This is a genomic window from Acholeplasma granularum ATCC 19168, assembly GCF_000526235.1.
GTDB lineage: Bacteria > Bacillota_I > Bacilli_A > Acholeplasmatales > Acholeplasmataceae > Acholeplasma > Acholeplasma granularum.
This window is the reverse complement of sequence record NZ_JAFR01000007.1, coordinates 157,873-179,349: the sequence shown is the minus strand read 5'-3', so window position 1 is coordinate 179,349 and position 21,477 is coordinate 157,873. Positions and strand designations below refer to the sequence as shown.

Sequence of the window (21,477 nt, the reverse complement as noted above, 5' to 3'; positions counted from 1 at the left end):
TATATACACAATTATATATGTTACAATAAGTATAGGAAGGGTATATATGATGTCTGCTAAAAATGAACTATTAGAGTTACTTTACAATTTAAGAAATATTATTCGGGAAGATCATTTTTTTCAAACAGGTGAAAAAATAGATGTATGTACTGATAAAGCACTTGTTGAAATGTCGAATTCTAAACCAAACAAAGTAGAAGATTTTAATGCATATTCAGGTTTAGGACCTGAGTTTTTAAGGATGCATGCACAGCGTTTTTTAAATGTTATTGTGAATTACACAAATTTAAATTCTAAACAAGTAAAAGTATCAAAATCTGCTACAAAAGTCTTACATCATTATAAAGATAGATTAACTGATATGTCAAAATCAAATGTTAATTTATATTTAGGTAAGATTAATCAAAATCACAGTTTTGATTTAACCCATTTAACGAATCAAAATGAACTTGTAGATTATTTAACAAATAACCGAGTTAAAAACCTTAGATTAGTATATAATGAACAAAGTTTTGAAAGTCATATAACTAAACTCTACAGAGAGGTAAATAAAACCTTCAAAGACACTGGATCATATAACTTATATATTGCCTATCCATTTATTGAAGGTGTGTTTTCCAAAGACAAATTTCCAATCAAAGCACCACTTTTATATTTTCCAGTAAAATTAGAAAGAACACTTAGAACATTTACAATAAAAAAAGATCAAGATAAAGATATCATACTCAACCGTGATCTATTATTGCTTACATCAAAAATGGAAAAATCATCAATTGATGCAACTATGCCTCAAATTACTGAATTTAGTTTGAATGTTTTAACAGAAGTAATTATTCCTTTTTATGAAAAACATGGACTAAACATAAATAAGCAATTTGAAAATAAATTTATTCCATTTTTAAACGAATTAAAAGATGATTTTCTTAAACGTAAACACTTAGGATTTATTATAAAGCCTTATATTACATTATCTAGATTTCAAGTATTTTCTTCAAGTATTCAAAAGGATATGGAAAAAATCCTACAATCAAAAACATATAATGAACTTTTAGAAGGACTCATTGATGAAACAAACCTTTTTAAATCTGCTAAAACTGAATTAATAGAAGTTACAAAATCACCGATTGATGAAGAAAATATCTCATATATTAACGATCTAAACTATTCCCAAGAAAAAGTTATAGATCTACTCAATACGGAAAAGAAAATAGTTATTTGGGGACCTCCTGGAACAGGAAAAAGTCAAACTATTACATCACTTATATCAACCTCAATTTTAAAAGGCGAAAATGTATTAGTTGTTTCGGAAAAAAAGGTTGCACTTGATGTCATATATTCTAGACTTAAAACCGCAAATAGATATGCTATGTTTATTGATGATGCTGAAAATAAACAAGATTTTTATGATAAATTAAATAAATTTTTAGATCCTGTTGCTCCAGTTAGAACAATGAATAATGACATTTATTCTAATGAACTAGAAATTAAGCGATTATTAAATGACATGGATCAATCATTAAAATTGCTATATGATGAAACTATTGAAGGTATTCCGGTTTTTCAGTTATATAAAAGATATATAAAAGATAAAGACATATTAAATCATCTTACACCATCTGATATACATAAAATATTTAATGAAAATTATAAAAAAATTAATTTTCAAATTGTAGATGCACTAGAAAAGACATTTGATACTGATTTACACTTAAAGCGTATGTTAGATTTTGATTACTACTTTAGAAATTATAAAATAATGCATATGCTAGAAACTAAAATCACAAGAAGTCAAAAAATAATATTTGAACAATTACATAATGACTATTTAAATATAATAGACATCTATGAAAAGAAAACATATTTCAAACAAAGAAAAATAAGAAATAAATTTGTTAATGAATATATAGATAGTATGAGTTTCTTAAGTCAAAAGAAAAAAATACGTAAAAATTATTTAAACCTAATGTTTAAAAATAAAGATTTACATCATTATATTTATGACAACATCACTTCATTAAATAAATATAAAACAATATATCAAAATTTAAGACCAGCTCATAAAACATTTTTGAAAATGTTAAATACTAATAATCAACTAAAAGATATTACTGATATATATAAATACAGAAAATACATATTTGATGGTTTCTATTCAGGATACTTAGAAGAATTTAAAGCAAGTCATCAAAAATATTTGTATATATTTGATAATTATCAAACTAAATTAGAATCTATTAAAGATTTAATGAATATTAAAATGAACATTACAATTGAATCTTTTGAAATGGCATTATATAAACATGCACTAAATTTGAATAATACAAAACGTATTATGGATATTAAACGTATATTTGAACAAGATAGTAAGCCAAGTATTAAGTCATTTATTGAAACATTTAATGTTGAAATGAGTAAACATATTAGGTTATGGATGATGACACCTGAGGTAGTATCAACCATATTACCTTTAGAATCAGGCATGTTTGACTTGGTTATATTTGATGAGGCAAGTCAAATGTATGTTGAAAAAGGAATTCCTTCTATTTATAGAGCTAAAAAGGTAGTTATTGCAGGAGATCCTAAACAATTAAGACCTTCTAGCTTAGGTAGTGGTAGACTTGATGATTCAAATGAGTTTTATGAAGATGAAATATTAAAGGATGTATCTTTGGATGCTAAGAGTTTACTTGATTTAGCTAGATATCGATATAAAGAGACACTATTAAACTATCACTATAGATCAAAATATGAAGAGTTGATTGCTTTTTCAAATCATGCATTTTATGATGGAAAACTAATTATATCTCCAAACCAAGAAAAGTCGGTTACGCCACCAATTGAATATGTATATGTAAAAAATGCATCCTTTGAAAATAGATCAAATAAAGAAGAAGCTAAAGCAGTTGTTGAATTACTAAAGAAAATATTTAAAACTAGAGAAAATAATGAATCAATAGGTGTAATTACATTTAATAGTGCACATCGAGATATGATTGAAAATCAAGTCGATCAGGTATTATTTAAAAAAGGTATTTATCAAAAGCATTTTGAAAAAGAAATGTTTAGAAAAGATGATGGTGAAGATAAATCATTATTTATAAAAAATATTGAAAACGTACAAGGTGATGAAAGAGATATTATAATATTTTCTATGGGATATGCTAAAAACGAACAAGGACAGGTCATGCGCCGATTTGGATGGCTAAACCAAGAAGGTGGACAAAACCGCTTAAATGTTGCGATTACACGTGCAAAAAAGAAGATTTACTTCGTATCAAGTTTATACCCAGAGGAATTTAAGGTAGAGGACTTACAGTCAAAAGGGCCTAAACTATTAAAAGATTTTATGAGATATTGTTACTATGTTTCTACAAATAATGATGTACTAACTAAAGCAGTATTATCTAACCTTCATCAAAATGACGATAATCTACAAGTCAAGTCAAATAACGAAATGATTTTAGATTTGCAAAAAAGAATTGAAAAATTAGGTTATCTTGTAGACTTAAATATAGGTATTGGTAATGATAAAATTAATCTTGCTATCAAGAATAAAAATACTGATGATTATCTTCTTGGAATACTATGTGAGTTTAGTAAAGAACATTTATATGCTAGAAGAGATTTACTTCATTATGAAAAATATCTTCAATCAAGAAATTGGAATACCTATAGACTTTTAGAATCTAATTGGTATACTGATCCAAATAAAGAGCTGAAAAATATAAAAGAATTATTAAAAAATAAATTAGAAAAGAGTATATTATGAACCCGTTATACCTATATATCTATGTAATTGTTTGGATTTTTATTTCCTTAATTACATATGTAATATATTTATATGATAAGGATGCTGCAAAAAAGAATAAATGGCGTATTAAAGAAAAAGATTTACTTTTATTGTCTGTTTTTTTAGGTTCAATAGGTGGATTAATGGGACTTTATATAGCTAGACATAAAACAAAACATTGGTATTTTGTCTTGGTAAATTGGATTACCTTTATTGGACATCTTTTATTATTATATTTTTTCTATACTCAAATATAGATTATATAAAAAAATAATCAATAATATGGATAAAAACTATCAATTTATACATATTATTGATAAAAAATGTAATAAGTAGTACAATATAGTTAATAAACAAATAACAAAGGGGGATGGATTTATGCCATTTAAAGACGGATTTGACATAAACAGTTGGGGCTTATTAGAATATGTAACTGCTATAATCATCTTGTTGTTAATCTTTATACTTATTTTGATACTGGTTCCAAAGAAAAAGAAACAAAATGTTAGTTATAAAGAGGTTAAAGTTGATAAGAAGTCAATTGATGAAGATGATACAAAGCCAACATCGAAACCTGTTGTTCAAAGTAATGAAGAAGCAACAGTTATTGAACAAGTAAAAGACCCTGAAGTAACAGTAGAAAAAAATTCAAATACAGTTACTAATAAAGATAATACTAAAAATATTGATGATAATCTAAGTACAAAAGAAGATTCTAAAATAGATAAACCTAAACCAGCTAAAGTACTAAAATATCATGTATCTTTAAACAAAGATGAAAATTCTGAATTCAGTGGTCAATGGCGAGTCAGAAAAGAAGGTTCTAAAAAAACGATTAAGTACTTTAAAACACAAGTTGAAGCAATAAAGTATGCTCAAGATTTAGCAGATTCAAATAATACATCTGTTGTCATACATAAAAAAGATGGTTCAATTAGAAAACAAGATTACAGCAACAAGTCCTCTAAATAGAGGATTTTTTGTTTATTTGTTAAAATATTTATGAGGTGATTTTATATGTGTGGACGATTTACAATAACACTTAATAATGATCAATTGAATCAATTTTTAAGTCAGAGATATGATATTTTAAACTCAAAATCATTTAATATACCTAGATTTAATGTTGCACCATCCAATAACGTTATTTCAGTTATTAGTGATGGCATAAATTACCGAGTTGGTGAACTTAAATGGGGATTTATACCACCATATTCAAAAAATCATAAAAAGATAGAAATTATTAATGCAAAAGCCGAAACTATTTTTGATAATAACGCCTTTAAAGTGAGTGTGATTAATCAAAGATGCGTGGTTTTGGCAGATAGTTTTTATGAATGGCAAAAACAAAACAATCAAAAACAACCGTATAGAATCTTAACGGATCAATTACTTTTTCCAATGGCAGCAATCTGGAGTACATATAAATTAGAAGACGGAAAAAAGCTACATACAGTTGCTATTATTACTACTCATAGTAATAATTTAATGGAAAATATACATGATAGAATGCCGGTTATCTTAAATAAAGAAACTGAAAAAATATGGTTAAATACAAACATCAAAGACAGAAAAATATTAGAAAAAATACTTATACCTTATGAACCGGATAAAATGCATTATCATAAGGTTTCTAACCGTGTTAATGCTACAATAAATGATGATAGAAGTTTAATAGAAAAAATTAGTGAATAAAGGATATTTAATATGAATAAATTACATAGACTAGGTGATATTTTATACACATTTGATACAAATGAGTTATTCAGTCACTATAAATTATCAGGAACATCGGCATTACAGTTTTTAATTTTTGACATAGGTTTTATAACAAACACATTGTATTTTGATTTAGATAGTGATGCACCAATAGAAGCAATTAATGAATATAGACGCTCAGTAAATAAAGAACTACCTTTATTACTACAGAAAAAAAACTTTACACTTGATACTAAAAAAACAGAGTTAAAAGGATATTTAGATACTTATGCTTTTATAGATAATCATACTAAAGAACATTTTTATATAAAGTTTGATTATTTAAACAGAGTGCATATTTTAAAACCGGAATATTTCGCACGTAAAGATAAAGATTTTGAAGACCTTCATATTTATAGTCTGTCAACTTTAGAAAACTATGCACGTTATTTTGTAGAATATAATGAAGGTATGAGTGATGAAACAATTTTAAATTACTTAATGATTAATAAAAAAATATTACCTCAACAATATCCATTTTTAAAAAAAATAACAATGTTTTATTTGGGTATGAGTACTTCAAAATCTAATTTAGAACGTATTTATACAAACACGTATCTAAAAGATATTCTAAATTTTAATGATGATGAATTAAAGTATTTAAGACAGATTGAAGAAAATATTTTTGAACCACACCTTATCTTGCCTCAAACTATGGCCAATAAAGTCATCAAGCATCCTAAAATAAAATTTCTAATGAGGGAAAAATAATATGAAACCATATACATTTGGGCTTACTACCTTTTTAGAAACTGGTGTTGATAAAGAAAGTGGCATGATAAGCCATGATATCAGAATAAACCAGGCAATTGAAGAAATTATTTTAGCAGATGAAGTTGGACTGGATTATTATGGCATTGGGGAACATCACCGTTATGATTATGCAGCATCATCTCCACAGATGATACTTTCTGCTGCTGCAAAACTTACAAAAAATATTCATTTAGGAAGTGCCGTAACTGTTTTATCAAGTGCTGATCCTGTAAGAATATATGAAGAATTTGCAACTTTAGATATATTAAGTGGTGGTCGTGCTGAAATCATGGCAGGACGTGGATCTTTTATCGAGTCTTTTCCACTTTTTGGTTATAACTTAGAAGATTATGATGAATTATTTACTGAAAAATTAGAAATGCTATTGCATATTAGAAGTCATGAAAAAGCAAATTGGCAAGGCACTAAACATACACCAAAATTAAATAATTTAGGAATTTATCCTAGAAGTGTACAAGATAAGTTAAAGATAAGTATTGCCGTAGGTGGTACACAATCAAGTATTGTAAGAGCTGCGAAGCTAGGATTACCACTTATGCTTGCTATTATTGGAGGTAATCCACTAAGATTTAAACCACTTATTGATTTATATAAGTATTATTATTTTGCAGCAGGTAACAAAGAAGAAGATATGGAAATTGGTATCCATATGCATGGTTTAATTACAGATAAAGACGATAAAGATTTAATAGAAAGATATTATCTACCTCATCATTCTAGCTATAAGAAAATAGGTGAAGAACGTGGTTGGCAAACAACCTATAAAAAAGATTATTTAGAGAAAATTAAAAACGGACCATTATTGGTAGGACATGTAGATAATATTGAAAAAAGAATTTATGAAATCATTAAAGGTTTGGGAATCAATAGATTTTTATTACATACACCAGGCTCTTTAATGCCTCATGAAGATGTGATAAAAACGATTGAATTATTTGGTAAAGTAATAGTGCCGAGTATAAAAGAAAAACTTAAATCTTCTTAATTTAATATTTATATTTAAAAAAGATGTGAAACCTTGTGTGATTTATCAATGTAAACGGTTGCACATCTTTTATCTTTACCAACTATGTTAAAATAAAAGTGTAAAATCTGTTACAAGAAAGGATATAACATGGACAACGTATTTTTAAACAAGGATATTTTTAAGGGTGCATATATTTTAATGTTAAAAAACCTTTTTAATAAGAAGGTAGAATCTGCTACAACTTATGAAAAATATGCAGCTTTAGCTTCACTTTTGAATAAGCAACTGGATGATAACTATGAAAAAACAACAAAATATGTAGAAGAAAACAATCTAAAGAAAACAATTTACTTTTCAATGGAATTTTTAATGGGGCGTTTAATTACTTCTAATTTAATGAATTCTGGTTATATTGATGTTGTAAAAGAAGCGTTTGATGATTGGGGAATTGACCTAAATGAAGTAGAGCAAGCTGAAACTGATGCAGGTTTAGGTAATGGTGGGCTTGGTCGACTTGCTGCCTGTTTTCTTGATTCTGCTGCATCACTTTCATTACCTTTGTATGGTAATTCACTTAGATATAAAAAAGGATTCTTTGTGCAACGATTTGAAAATGATCAGCAAAAAGAATATCCGGATCCTTGGTTAGAAAAACCATTTTATTGGGAAGAAAGAAAAGAAGATGAAGCAATTCAAATTCCATATTTTGGCTATGTAAAAGACACTAAATTAATTGATCCTGTATGGATAAAAGCTGTTCCTTATGATGTTAAAGTCGTAGGTGCAAACAATGGTATAGTTACAACACTTAGATTGTGGTCAGCCGAAAAAAGTCAGTGGCATAAATATCACGATGATGAATATCTAAAAATGGTAGATAAAATTACAGAATCATTATATCCAGATGATTCAACAGAAGCCGGTAAAACATTAAGATTACAACAACAATACTTATTTTCGGCAGCTGGAATTAAAAATGTAATTTTAAATCATAAGAAACTTGGTAGAGATGTAAGAGACTTACCAAAATACTATGTGTTTCAAGTCAATGATACACACCCAACTTTAATAATTCCTGAGTTAATGCGTATATTAATGGATGAGGAAAATTTAGGTTATGATGAATCTTGGGATATAGTAACCAAAACAGTTGCTTATACAAATCATACAATTTTATCAGAAGCTTTAGAAAAGTGGAATATTAAAATATTTAGAAATCTATTACCTAGAACATTTGAAATCATTCAAGAAATGAATCGTCGTTTTAAAATTGTTCTTGAAGAAGCTAAAGTGCCAGCAGAAAAAGTATATACGATGCAACTAATTGGAGCTAACAATGTTCGTATGGCTAATATATGTATATATGGATCATTTTCTGTAAATGGTGTGGCAGCACTTCACACCGATATATTAAAAAATATAGAATTAAATGACTTTTATAATTTATATCCCGAAAAATTTAATAATAAAACTAATGGTATAACACATCGTCGTTGGTTACTTCATATCAACCATGAACTAACAGATATTCTAAATAATTTATTGGGTACAAAATGGCAAACAGATTTACCACAAATTAAAGGTTTAGAAAAATATAAAGATGATAAAAAAGTTCAAAACCAAATTAAAGAGATGAAATTAGCAAAAAAACGCGCACTTATTAAAAAAATAAAAGCAGATACAGGTGTTACTTTAAACGAAAATGCTATTTTTGATATTCAAATTAAACGTCTTCATGAATATAAAAGACAACTACTGAATATTTTAAATGTGATTCATACGTATTTAAGATTAAAATCAGATAATGAATTTAAGAAAAATTTCTACCCACAAAACTTTATTTTTGGAGCTAAAGCAGCGCCATCATATGTTATGGCAAAAGGTATTATTGAGTTAATTAATAAAGTTTCACACGTTATAAATAATGACGTAGAAACTAATGACTTATTAAAGGTTGTTTTTGTAGAAAATTATAATGTAACATATGCAGAATTCCTATTTCCAGCTGCTGATTTATCAGAGCAAATTTCAACTGCATCTAAAGAAGCTAGTGGAACTGGTAATATGAAATTTATGCTAAATGGAGCGATTACTATTGGTACAATGGATGGTGCAAACGTTGAAATTGTACAAGAAGCTGGTAAAGAAAATAATATTATCTTTGGTTTATCTGCCGAAGAAGTTAATAATATTTATAAGAATAATGGATATGTCCCAAGAAAAATATATGATCAAGATCAGAGATTACAACGAGTATTTGAATTCATTAGAAAACTGACACCAAATCCAACACATTTTGATTTCATACTACAAAATCTATTAACATCAGATTATTTCTTAGTATTAAAAGATTTTGATAGTTATGTAAGTGCTCAAGAAAAAGCGAATTATTTATATAAAAATCAAGATTTATGGTGGAAAATGGTCATTATGAATATTGCGAATGCAGGTTTCTTTACTTCAGATAGAACAATAAGTGAGTATAATCAAGATATATGGAAACTAGATACAATTAAAATATAATTAAATCTTTAAAAATGAGCCTTATTTAATAAATAAGGCCGTTTTTCTATCAAATGAGTGTAAAATATAATTAACTTACAATTATCAAATTATGGGGGAGGAAATTAAATTGCCATTTACTAATGAACATGCTGATTTATATTTACTTGGGAAAAACTATCTATCTTATGATTTTTTGGGATCTACATTAAATAAAAATAAAAATAACGAGATTGTTTCTACCACATTTAGTGTTTATGCTCCAAATGCCAAAGAAGTACGATTGATTGCTGATTTTAATAATTATGAGGGTTGGAAACACGTATTAACTAAAATACATCCACAAGGATTTTGGTCAATAACAATACCTAAAAATTATGAATGGTCTACTTATAAATATGAAATTCATCTTTTTAATGGCCAAATTCTATACAAGGCTGACCCATTTGCATATTATGCAGAACTTAGACCTGCAAATGGTTCAAAGGTTTATGATATTGATGGCTATAAGTGGAATGATGAAAAATGGTTTAAAAATAAAAAACATGTCTATAAGGAACCAATGTTAATCTATGAAGTACATCTAGGTTCTTGGAAACGTGATCACGGACAATTTAGAAAGTATAATGAAGTGGTTGATGATTTAATAAAACATGTTAAATCAAATGGATTTACACATATTGAACTGATGCCTGTTTATGAGCACCCACTTGATGATTCTTGGGGGTATCAAGGGACTGGTTTTTTTGCAGCCACATCAAGGTATGGTACACCAAAAGATTTAATGTATTTTATTGATAAATGTCATCAAAATGGTATAGGAATTATACTAGATTGGGTCTTGGGACACATAAATAAAGATGATTTTGGATTATTTAAGTTTGATGGTACAAACCTCTATGAATATGAAGATGAAAAAAGAAGAGAAAATATTAACTGGGGAACAGCAAATCTTGATTTTAATAAAGGAATTACTAGAAGTTTTATGATGTCAGCATTAAACTTTTGGATTGATTATTTTCATGTTGATGGCTTTAGAATAGATGCAGTTTCAAACTTGATTTATTACTTAGGAGATTCTAATCTAGGTGAAAATAAAGAAGCTATTGATTTTCTTAAAGAAATATCTAAACATGTTTTCAGTAAAGATGACCGTTTCATATTTTCAGCAGAAGATTCAACAGCATATCCTTTAGTAACAAAACCAACCAATATGGGTGGTATTGGGTTTAATTATAAGTGGAATATGGGGTTTATGAATGATACTTTATATTATTTTAAACAAGATCCAATATACAGAAAATTTCATCATGATAAGTTAACATTTGGTTTAATGTATGCTTATAATGAGCAATTTATATTACCTTTTAGTCACGATGAAGTTGTCCATCTAAAAGGTTCATTACTTTCAAAAATGCCAGGAAGTTACTATGAAAAGTTTTCACATTATAAGACTTTATTAACGTATTTTATGACCCAACCAGGAAAAAAACTATTATTTATGGGTCAAGAGTTTGGACAAATCAGTGAATGGAATTTCAAAAAATCACTTGATTGGAATTTGTTTGAATTTCCAATACATGATAGCCTGAACAGATATTTTAAAGATTTAGCTCAAGTTTATAGACATCATAGTGCAATGTATGAAAAAGATCATGATCCAAGTGGCTTTAAGTGGTTAATTGTAGACCATAAAGATAACTCAGTTTTTGCTTATACCAGAGAATCAGAAAATGAGGTTTTAGTAATTGTTCATAATTTGACGCCTAATTTTTACCATGCATATGAAATAGGTGTACCTTTTGATGGCAGTTATCATGAAATACTAAATTCAAACAAAGATATATATCATGGGTCAAATCTCTATAACGGGGCATTACTTGATGCATTTAATGATGGTAGAAATAATCAACCATACCATATTAAACTTCAACTTGCTGGACTAACAAGTATTATATTAAAATATGAAAAAAAGAACCCCTAAGGATTCTTATCTTGTAGATTCTCTTTCAATTAATTCTACATCCATCACCTCGTGAAGAGTAGGAAGATCGATTCCACGAATTAATCGTGTTAAATTGATAAATGCTTGTTTACCTAAGAGATTAATTGGCTGAGCAATTGTTGTAAGTGAAGGTCTAATCCATTCAACAAAAGGTGTATTGTCATAACCAATAATTTGGACATCCTCTGGTATCCTTTTACCAAGTTTTTGTAAGAGAGAGGAAATAACAAGAGCCATTGTATCAGAATAGGCGAAAATGCCATCGATATGAGGATTAGCTCTTAAAACTTGTTCGATTAATTTTGCATCTGGATTGACTAGGTCAAAGTCAAATACATCAGCGTGCATTTTATGCTTTTTAAGTACTTTATTAAAACCTAATGTACGTTCAATTGTTGTCATTAAAAAACTTGGACCTCTAAATACAGCTAAGTTTTTAGAACCACCTGAAATAAGTCTTTTGGCTGCTAATTCACCAGCCTTAACAGAGTCTGCTGTTATAGATGGAATTGTTTCATCCATAATATGATCAATTGAAATAATTGGTACTTTAATCTCATCAAGCTTCGATGTGTTTTGGAAATTAGATGCAACAATAATGCCTTCAATATTGTATTGTTCAAAGAATTTGATGTATTCTAACTCTCTATCAGGGTCATCTTGAACGTTAAAGAACATTATTTTATAGCCATTGGCTTGAGCTTGAGATTCAATAGATTCTAAAAGTTCACCGTAAAAGTATGGCCCGATATGTGGCACAATTACTGCAATAATCTTACTGGATCTATTAGTTAAACTTCTAGCTAATTGATTTGGAACAAATCCTAGTTCAGCAATTGATTTTTCAATAAGTATTTTAGTATCTTCATGGACATAACCTTTTTTATTGATTACTCTAGATACAGTCGAAATACTAACATTTGCTTTTTTGGCAACATCTTTAATGGTTGGTTTCATTTTAACACCCCTTATATTAATAATATTTTAACACATAAAAAGAAAATAAACGAAAGTGCAGGCAATCAAATATATATGAAAGCATTTATTGATGATTTACAACTCATAAGAATTGAATCTATAGAATATATATATGATATTCGTATTAATGGATATGAAATATCATGGTATAAAAATCAAGAACAAAATCAGTATTTTAAATCGAATAAAGAAATAGATTTGCATATAGCAGATACTATATATATTAATCATCACGCGTATCCATTAAATATAGGTCTTGTGACTCTAAAAAATTCATTTGAAAAAAAATATAGATATGATGGACCATTAGGAGCGGTCTATACCAAAGAATCAACAAAGTTTTATGTGTATAGTCCTGTTGCTAAAGAAGTATTTGTACTTGTAGATGATAAAGCATATCCTATGACATATTTAGAAGGTGGTACCTGGTTTAGGGAAGTTTTAGGTAATTTAGAGGATAAAACATACATTTATAATGTTCGTTTAGTCGATCAATTCGTACTTGCTAAAGACCCTTATACCCTTGCAAGTGATTTAAACAATTCTGTGATTATTAATCCAGAAAAATTGTATAAACAAAAAACAGAACATATAAAATTAAATAAGTATACCGATGCTGTAATTTATGAAGGTATGATTAGAGATTTAACAATTGATTTAGATGTTGAAGATAAAGGAACATTTTTAGGTGTGACACAACATTCTAACAAGTTAGGTCAAAGTGTTTTATCATATATTAAAAACTTAGGCATGACACACTTTCAAGTTTTACCTGTTTATGATTTTTATGGTGTTGATGATATAAATAAAGATTTGTATTATAATTGGGGATACAATCCAATGCAATACTTTGCTTTAGAAGGATGGTTATCTAAAGATCCAAATAACCCTTATACTCGTATAAACGAATTTAGATATTTAGTTGACACTGCACATGATCTTGGACTTGGAGTGAATATGGATGTGGTTTATAATCACGTTTATGAACGTTCATTGTTTCCATATGACCTGTTTGTTCCAGGATATTTCTATAGACACGATAAACATTATAAACAAACACATTCAGCTTTTTTAGAAAACGATATTGAAACTACAAATTACATGGTAAGACGATTAATAATCGATTCACTCATCCACTTTGTCAAAAATTATAAAATCGATGGCTTTAGATTTGATTTAATGGGATTAATGGATGTTGATACGATGAATGAAATTGAAAGGGTATTAAGAAAAATTAATCCAAATATTATGCTTTATGGTGAAGGCTGGAATATGGATAATGCATTACCAAAAATAAAAAGAAGTAATATGAGTAATCAAGCTCTAATGAAAAACATTGGTCATTTTAATGATTTTTATAGAAATCTTTTTAAAGGTGAACTTCATACTAAAAATCTAGGTTTTGCAACAGGAAGTAAAAAACATTTAAAAGATGTATTACAAGCCTTGCTGGGCTCTCCACACATCTTTGATACACCTAATAAATCATTAAACTATGTTGAATGTCATGATAACTTAACATTATTTGATACATTAGCATTCAACTATGATGATATAAAAGTTAAACAAATTTATCAAGATTTTGCAAATCATGTAATAGCAATCTCACAAGGTGTGCCATTTTATCATGCAGGTCAAGAATTATATAGAAGTAAAAAAGGTGTTGAAAACTCCTATAAAAGCCCTGATGATATTAATCAGATAAAATGGGACATTCCTAAAAGTGTAGAAAAATTCAACCAAATCTTGAAACTACGTAAGTCATATAAAGTTTATAGATATGATTTTTACAATAATGAAAATATTGATGTTTTTTTAGGACATGAATACATCACATATGTGTTAAAATCAAAAACGTATGAATTAACTCATTATCTAAAAAATGATTTTAAAGAAATTTCTATACCAAATAATGGTAAAATGATATTTAGTTCACAACTGGTATCAAAAAAATCAGATCAATATATTTTAAGTAAACCAGGTGTATATATAATTAAAAGGAAAGTATGATAACATGAATGACTATTATGTTGGTATTGACTGTGGTGGCACAAATATTCGTATTGGATTAGTTGATCAAAATTTAAATATACTATTTGAATCAAAATATAAATCCGATGAAGTTGGCCGTAACTTAGACAAATTAATAGAAAACTTTGTTAATAAATATAAAAATCAATACAAAATTAAATTAATTTCAATTGGGTTTCCAGGTCTGGTAGACCAAAACACATTAAATGTATTAAATATCCCAAATCAAAAATCATTTGAAGGTACCTATTTAAATGAGTTACAAGAAAAGTTAAATATACCTATTGTTATTGGAAATGATGTGAATGTTTTAATGTTGTATGATGCAAAATTATTTGGAATAAATGAAAATAAATCGATATTAGGCTTTTATTTAGGAACTGGTTTTGGTAGTGCAATTAGAATTAATAACATGATGTATCAAGGAGACTTTGGTGCTGCAGGGGAAATAGGGCATGTACCGATATATTTAAGAAGTATTTTATATAATCATAAACAAAAGGATTTAGAATCAGTAGTTTCAGGATTCAATTTAAAAAACATCCATAATGAATACTTTAGTGATACACCGTTTGAAGAAATATTCATACACCACTTAGAAAGTGAACCAATACAAGATTATCTTCACCTTTTAGCAATCTATATTACAACGATGATCACTTTTTTAGATATATCCACCATCATTTTAGGTGGAGGTGTTATCATGAGTGATCAATTTCCAAAAAGTTATTTGGAAAAATTAATACAAGACAACCTATATGCTGATAATACAAAAGCAAACTTCAAAGTATATTATGCTCAAAAAAGTATTAATTCAGGTGTACTAGGTGCAGTAATTAATGGTAGAAACTATTTAAATATTTAATAATAAAAAGAAATGAAACGGGGTTTTTTCAAAATGAAAGTACTTTTATACTCACAAAAACAAGGAATGTTAAAAAAATCAGGGATAGGACGTGCATTTTATCATCAAAAGCGTGCACTTGAATCAGCTGGTGTTCAATATACAACAGATCCTAATGACAACTATGATTTAGTACATGTCAATATCGCGCAAGTTGGTAAAATTAAAAAATTTAGGAAAAAACACCCGGTTATTGTTCATGGTCATTCAACTGTTCAAGATTTTAGAAGAAGTTTTGCATACTGGAGATTTATTGCACCATTTTTCTATAAACATTTACAAAATATATACGGTCATGCAGACTTAATTATCACGCCAACTAGATATTCTAAATTTCTAATAGAGTCAATGCATGTGGTAAAAGCTCCAGTAAGAGCTATATCCAATGGAATTGATTTAGAACAGTATTTATATAAACAAGATAATGTAGATGCTTTTAGAAAATATTTTAATTTAGATAAATTAGATAGAGTTGTTATTGGTGTAGGACTATTATTTGAAAGAAAAGGGCTTCACGATTTTATTGAAGTTGCAAAATCAATGCCAGATGTCAAATTTATATGGTTTGGACATCTATCTAGGATAATGACAACACACTTTATTAAAAAAGCAATTAAAAATAAACCTAAAAACGTATATATGGCTGGATATGTAGATGGAAGTGTCATTAAAGGAGCATTTAGTGGTGCAAATTGTGTATTCTTCCCAAGTTATGAAGAAACAGAAGGTATTGTTGTTTTAGAGGCATTAGCAAGTAAAACACCGATAGTTATTAGAGATATACCTGTTTACTATGACTGGTTACAACATAAAACACATGTTTTAAAAGGACACAACAATTTTGAATTTCAGCAGTTAATTGAACAAACTATGAGTGAAAATCAATTTAAAATGATTGAAAATGGATATAAAATTGTTGAAGCAAGATCTATAGATAAAATTGGTATTGAATTAAAAAAAGTTTATGAAGAAGTTATTAGACTAAAAAAATAAAGGAGAGATTCATATGGAATATTTCACTTTAAGTAATGGATTAATGATTCCTAAAATAGGAATAGGAACCAATACGTTTGGAAAACTTAATAACGAGTATTCAGGTGAAATTACAATGGATACCAAAGAACTTTTAACTGCATATGAAAATGGTTATCAGCTTGTTGATACTGCAGTCGCTTATAGAAATGAGGCAGTTATTGGTAAATCAATTATAGATGCAAATTTAATTAGACAAGAAGTTATAATTACCTCTAAGTTTCCATCCAAAAATTTAGCAGATATTAGTGATGAGGAGATAATTAGAATCATTAATGAATCTATTAGAAATATAGGCTCATATATTGATATATATTTAATTCATCATCCAACTCAAAGCAATGAGCTAAACTTAAAAATATGGCGTCAACTAGAAAATTATTATAAAAACGATCATATTAAAGCAATTGGTGTATCTAATTTTAATGAAGAGCAATTAACATATCTTATGAATCATGCCGAAATTAAACCAATGATAAATCAAATCGAATCAAATCCTGGTAACTGGCAAAATGAGTTAATTAAATTTTGTCAAAATAACAATATTTTAGTTACAGCTTGGGGACCACTTGATCCTGTACCAAATAAGGAAGTATTTGAAAAAATTGGTTATAAGTATCAAAAAACATGGGCACAAGTATTGCTTAAATATCAAATAAGTAGAGGGGTTTTAGTGATACCCAAATCACACAATAAAATTAGACAATTTGAGAACATAAATATCTTTGATTTCACATTATCTGACGATGATATTAAAGAAATTGAATCTTAATCTATATTTTATGTCTATTTTCTTTTAAAATATATTTAAAATGTTATAATATAAAAGTTGAAACAATTATGGAGGAAATTATGAAATTTGAACATATAAATAAGAATCAAGTAAAATTTACTTTTACAGTTACACCACATGAATTTGAACATGCTTTAGAACATGCATTTGCACATATTAAAGATGATGTTGAAATTAAAGGTTTTAGAAAAGGTAAAGTAACTCAAAAAGTATACGAACAAAAATTTGGAGAAACTGCTTTATATCCTGAAGCATTAAACCATGCAATCGGTCATAAATATAATGATGCTTTACTAGTTAAGGATTTTACAATTGTATCAGATCCAATGAACATCGATTTAGATTTTGATAAAATTTCAAGAACAGAAGACTTTGAGATCAGTTTTGAAGTTGCTATTAAACCTGAAGTAGAATTAGGTTTATATAAAGGGGTAGAAGTTGCTAAAGTTGATAGTGAAGTAACTGATGCAGAAGTAGATCAAAATATCGAAGGATTACTTGCTCAAAATGCAGTTTTAGAACCTAAAGAAGGTGCTCTAGAAAATGGAGACACTGCTATATTTGACTTTGAAGGTTTCCAAGATGGAGTTGCCTTTGAAGGTGGAAAAGCTGAAAACTTTACATTAGAAATTGGTAGTGGTCAATTCATTCCAGGGTTTGAAGAAGGTATGTTAGGCCTAAAAGCTGGTGAGTCAAGAGATGTTAATGTGACATTCCCAGAACAATATCAAGCTGAAAATCTAGCTGGTAAACCTGCAGTATTTAAAGTTCTATTACATGAAATAAAATCAAAAAAATTAGCAGAACTTAATGATGAATGGGTTCAGTCTTTAAATCGTGAAGGTGTTTCTACTGTTGCTGAGTTAAAAGAATCAATTAAAGCTGATTTAACTTTAAATAAAGAACAACAAGCAAAAAGACAATTAACAGACTTAGTTATTGCTGAAGTTGTAAAAAATGCTAAGGTAGATGTACCTCAGGTAATGTTTGATACTGAAATTGAAAACTTTACTAAAAATGTAGAGGCTCAAGCAAAACAATATCAATTAGATCTAGATACATTTATTCAACTTTCAGGTTTAACAAAAGAAGCATTTAATATTCAAGCTAAAGAGCAATCAGAAAAACGTGTACTCCAATCATTAGTTATTGAAGCTATCGCTAAAAAAGAAAACTTTGAAACAACTCCTGAGGAATTAAATGCACGTTATGAAGAACTAGCGAATCATTATAAGATGGATGTAGCTGAAATCAAAAAATATATTAATGATGAATTAGTAGTTAATGATATTTCATTTGAAAAGGCTGTAAACTTCTTAGTAGAAAACGCAATCCAAAAATAAATCAAATTAAAGCCTCTGTAAATATCAGAGGCTTTATTATATCAATTGTGAAAAAACATGTGAAAAATAATTGGCACTCATGCTTATTGATTGCTAATTGACAATTTTGTATTATAATATATAATATAAATATACCTCGAGAAAGGGGCTTAAACTTTATGGAATTACAAACAAGTTTACCGGCGGTAGTCGTACGTGGTATCGTACCTATCCCACATAATGATTTTAGAATTGAAGTAGGCAGAAAAGCCTCTATTAAAGCCATTGAAGAGTCAGAAAAGGGATTCTCATCACACGTTTTAATCTTAGTTCAAAAAAATCCATTAATTGAAAATCCAACAACTGCAGATTTACATGAATATGGTGTAATTGCAAAAGTAGCGATGAAAATCCAATTACCTAATAATAATTTTAAGGTTAAGTTTAATATTATTAATAGAATAAAAGTTAAAGAGTATTTTTTAACAGATCCATATTTTGTTGCTGATTATGAAGAGGTTGAACAGGTTAATGGCAGCCTTGAAGAAGAAACCACTTTACTTAAATTAATATTAAGTGAGGCAATTGCTGGTGGCAATCAATTATTTAATAATGGTCAACAAATGTCTGATCAATTACAATCTGGCCTACCTGCTGATAAGATATCTGATATTTTAGCTTCTAACTTGCGTATTAATGATACCGATAAGTATAAATATTTAGCAGAACTCAACATTAATAATAGATTAAAACTAATTTTAGAAGATTTAAATCGTCTAAAAATGATTGCAGACTTAGAACAACGCATTAATGAAGACGTTAAAAAAGCGATCGATGAAAATCAAAAAGAATATTATTTAAGAGAAAAAATGCGCGCAATTCAAAATGAATTGGGCGATAAAGCAAAAAAAGAAGATGAGATTGATAAGCTTAGAGAAGATATTAAAAAGGCAAAAATGCCACTTCATATCGAAGAAAAAGCATTACAAGAACTATCGAGATATCAATCAACCCCTTCTGCAATGGCAGAATCACAAATTATCAAAACTTACTTAGATTTTCTAGTTGCACTTCCTTGGAATGAATCTAGTAAAGATTTAAATGATTTAGCAAAAGTACAAGATAGTTTAGATAAAAATCATTATGGTCTTGAAAATGTAAAAGAACGTATAATTGAATATTTAGCTGTTAAAATTATGACTGGTAGAAATCCACAGACAATTCTTTGTTTGGCAGGACCTCCAGGGGTTGGTAAAACATCATTAGCAACATCAATTGCTGAAGCTTTAGGACGCAAATTTGTAAAACAGTCTTTAGGTGGAGTAAAAGATGAATCAGAAATTAGAGGACACAGAAGAACCTATGTTGGTGCTATGCCTGGTCGTATCTTAAAAGGTATGAAAGATGCAGGGACAGTTAATCCAGTGTTCCTACTTGATGAAATCGATAAAATGGCCTCAGATTATAGGGGAGATCCAGCTTCAGCTATGCTAGAAGTACTAGATCCTGAACAAAATGAAAAATTTAGCGATCATTATTTAGAAGAATCGTATGATTTAAGTCAAGTTTTATTCATTACAACTGCAAACTATTTAGAAAATGTTCCAGCACCATTGCGTGATAGAATGGAAATTGTTGAATTATTTAGTTATACAGAATATGAAAAAATCCAAATTGCTCAAAAACACTTAATTCAAAAGCAATTAAAAGCTCATGGCTTAGAAGAAGATAAATTCCAAATAGATGAAGAAACAATTTACTTTATTGTAAGACACTATACAAGAGAAGCAGGCGTTCGTGAATTAAATAGATATATTGGTTCTTTAGTACGTAAAGCAATAAAAGAAATTTTAATGAATAAAAAAACAAATGTCCATATAACTAATAATAATGTTGAAAGTTATATTGGTAAACCTAAATTTGTTCATAATCTAATGGATGAAAAAGAACAAATAGGAGTTGTTACTGGTCTTGCTTATACTGCTTTTGGTGGTGACACATTACCAGTAGAAGTTACATATTACAAAGGTAAAGGTCAACTCGTATTAACAGGTAAACTTGGTGATGTTATGAAAGAATCTGCAATAACTGCTCTTTCATACGTTAAATCACATGCTGCTGAATTTAAAATTGATCCGTTAATATTTGAGCAAAATGACTTCCACGTACACGTACCTGAAGGAGCTGTGCCTAAAGATGGTCCATCTGCAGGTATAACTATGGCTACTGCAATAATGTCTGCTGCTACCCAACAATACATAAGAAAAGATCTTGGTATGACAGGTGAAATTACATTAAGAGGCTATGTACTACCTATTGGTGGTTTAAAAGAAAAAGCTATTGCTGCACTACGAAGTGGATTAACTACAATTTTAATTCCAAAACAAAACACAAAAGACATTGATGATATCCCTCAAGAAGTTAGAGAGAAATTAACAATTATTCCAGTTGAAACAGTAGCTGATGTATTTACTCAAGCAATTGTAAAATAATACACATAATAGAGTGCTTGTAACTAAGCACTCTTATTTTTTTAGTGAATTAATATAAATAAATAGTTAAATAAACTTTATAAGAAATTCAAGTCATAAAATATGATACAATAAGTTAAGAGGTATTAT

15 protein-coding genes are annotated in these 21,477 nt (G+C 28.2%); 14 read left to right on the top strand and 1 reads right to left on the bottom strand.

The window, feature by feature from the left end; genetic code table 11:
- Positions 1-46: 46 nt before the first annotated feature.
- From G324_RS0102785 to glgB, 8 genes are all read left to right on the top strand, one after another.
- Positions 47-3,769, top strand: a complete 3,723-nt coding sequence (locus tag G324_RS0102785; RefSeq protein WP_162146837.1) for an AAA domain-containing protein — start codon at positions 47-49, stop codon at positions 3,767-3,769.
- The gene (locus G324_RS0102780) at positions 3,766-4,047 is read left to right on the top strand and encodes a DUF1294 domain-containing protein (protein WP_025724880.1); all 282 of its coding nucleotides are present in this window, start codon (positions 3,766-3,768) and stop codon (positions 4,045-4,047) included. The genes G324_RS0102785 and G324_RS0102780 overlap by 4 nt, the downstream gene beginning before the upstream one ends.
- Positions 4,048-4,168: 121 nt before the next feature.
- On the top strand, positions 4,169-4,762 hold the full coding sequence (locus G324_RS07665) for a DUF2188 domain-containing protein (protein ID WP_025724879.1): 594 nt from the start codon (positions 4,169-4,171) through the stop codon (positions 4,760-4,762).
- Between the two features lie 45 nt (positions 4,763-4,807).
- Positions 4,808-5,485, top strand: a complete 678-nt coding sequence (locus tag G324_RS0102770) for an SOS response-associated peptidase (protein ID WP_025724878.1) — start codon at positions 4,808-4,810, stop codon at positions 5,483-5,485.
- Between the two features lie 12 nt (positions 5,486-5,497).
- The gene (locus G324_RS0102765) at positions 5,498-6,259 is read left to right on the top strand and encodes a hypothetical protein (protein WP_025724877.1); all 762 of its coding nucleotides are present in this window, start codon (positions 5,498-5,500) and stop codon (positions 6,257-6,259) included.
- A 1-nt stretch (position 6,260) separates the two neighbouring features.
- A complete protein-coding gene (locus tag G324_RS0102760; protein ID WP_025724876.1) occupies positions 6,261-7,307 on the top strand; it encodes an LLM class flavin-dependent oxidoreductase in 1,047 nt (348 codons plus the stop codon).
- Positions 7,308-7,436: 129 nt separating this feature from the next.
- The gene (locus tag G324_RS0102755; protein ID WP_025724875.1) at positions 7,437-9,812 is read left to right on the top strand and encodes a glycogen/starch/alpha-glucan phosphorylase; all 2,376 of its coding nucleotides are present in this window, start codon (positions 7,437-7,439) and stop codon (positions 9,810-9,812) included.
- A 109-nt stretch (positions 9,813-9,921) separates the two neighbouring features.
- Positions 9,922-11,775 (top strand): 1,4-alpha-glucan branching protein GlgB, encoded by a 1,854-nt coding sequence (gene glgB, locus G324_RS0102750; protein ID WP_245587886.1) that lies wholly within the window; start codon positions 9,922-9,924, stop codon positions 11,773-11,775.
- Positions 11,776-11,781: 6 nt separating this feature from the next.
- On the opposite strand, the gene G324_RS07955 is transcribed toward glgB, so the two are convergent.
- On the bottom strand, positions 11,782-12,753 hold the full coding sequence (locus tag G324_RS07955) for a LacI family DNA-binding transcriptional regulator (protein ID WP_025724873.1): 972 nt from the start codon (positions 12,751-12,753) through the stop codon (positions 11,782-11,784).
- A gap of 75 nt (positions 12,754-12,828) precedes the next feature.
- On the opposite strand from G324_RS07955, the gene G324_RS07190 reads away from it, so the two are divergent.
- The 6 genes from G324_RS07190 to lon all read left to right on the top strand — a co-directional run bounded on the left by G324_RS07190 (position 12,829) and on the right by lon (position 21,348).
- The gene (locus G324_RS07190; protein WP_162146836.1) at positions 12,829-14,784 is read left to right on the top strand and encodes an alpha-amylase family glycosyl hydrolase; all 1,956 of its coding nucleotides are present in this window, start codon (positions 12,829-12,831) and stop codon (positions 14,782-14,784) included.
- Positions 14,785-14,788: 4 nt separating this feature from the next.
- The gene (gene alsK / locus G324_RS0102735) at positions 14,789-15,670 is read left to right on the top strand and encodes an allose kinase (protein ID WP_025724871.1); all 882 of its coding nucleotides are present in this window, start codon (positions 14,789-14,791) and stop codon (positions 15,668-15,670) included.
- Between the two features lie 33 nt (positions 15,671-15,703).
- Positions 15,704-16,702 (top strand): processive diacylglycerol alpha-glucosyltransferase, encoded by a 999-nt coding sequence (gene dgs, locus G324_RS0102730; RefSeq protein WP_025724870.1) that lies wholly within the window; start codon positions 15,704-15,706, stop codon positions 16,700-16,702.
- A gap of 13 nt (positions 16,703-16,715) precedes the next feature.
- Entirely contained in the window at positions 16,716-17,513 is a 798-nt protein-coding gene (locus G324_RS0102725; RefSeq protein ID WP_025724869.1) for an aldo/keto reductase family protein, read from the top strand.
- An 80-nt stretch (positions 17,514-17,593) separates the two neighbouring features.
- On the top strand, positions 17,594-18,877 hold the full coding sequence (tig, locus tag G324_RS0102720) for a trigger factor (RefSeq protein WP_025724868.1): 1,284 nt from the start codon (positions 17,594-17,596) through the stop codon (positions 18,875-18,877).
- 158 nt (positions 18,878-19,035) lie between these two features.
- On the top strand, positions 19,036-21,348 hold the full coding sequence (gene lon / locus G324_RS0102715) for an endopeptidase La (RefSeq protein ID WP_025724867.1): 2,313 nt from the start codon (positions 19,036-19,038) through the stop codon (positions 21,346-21,348).
- Positions 21,349-21,477: the final 129 nt, after the last annotated feature.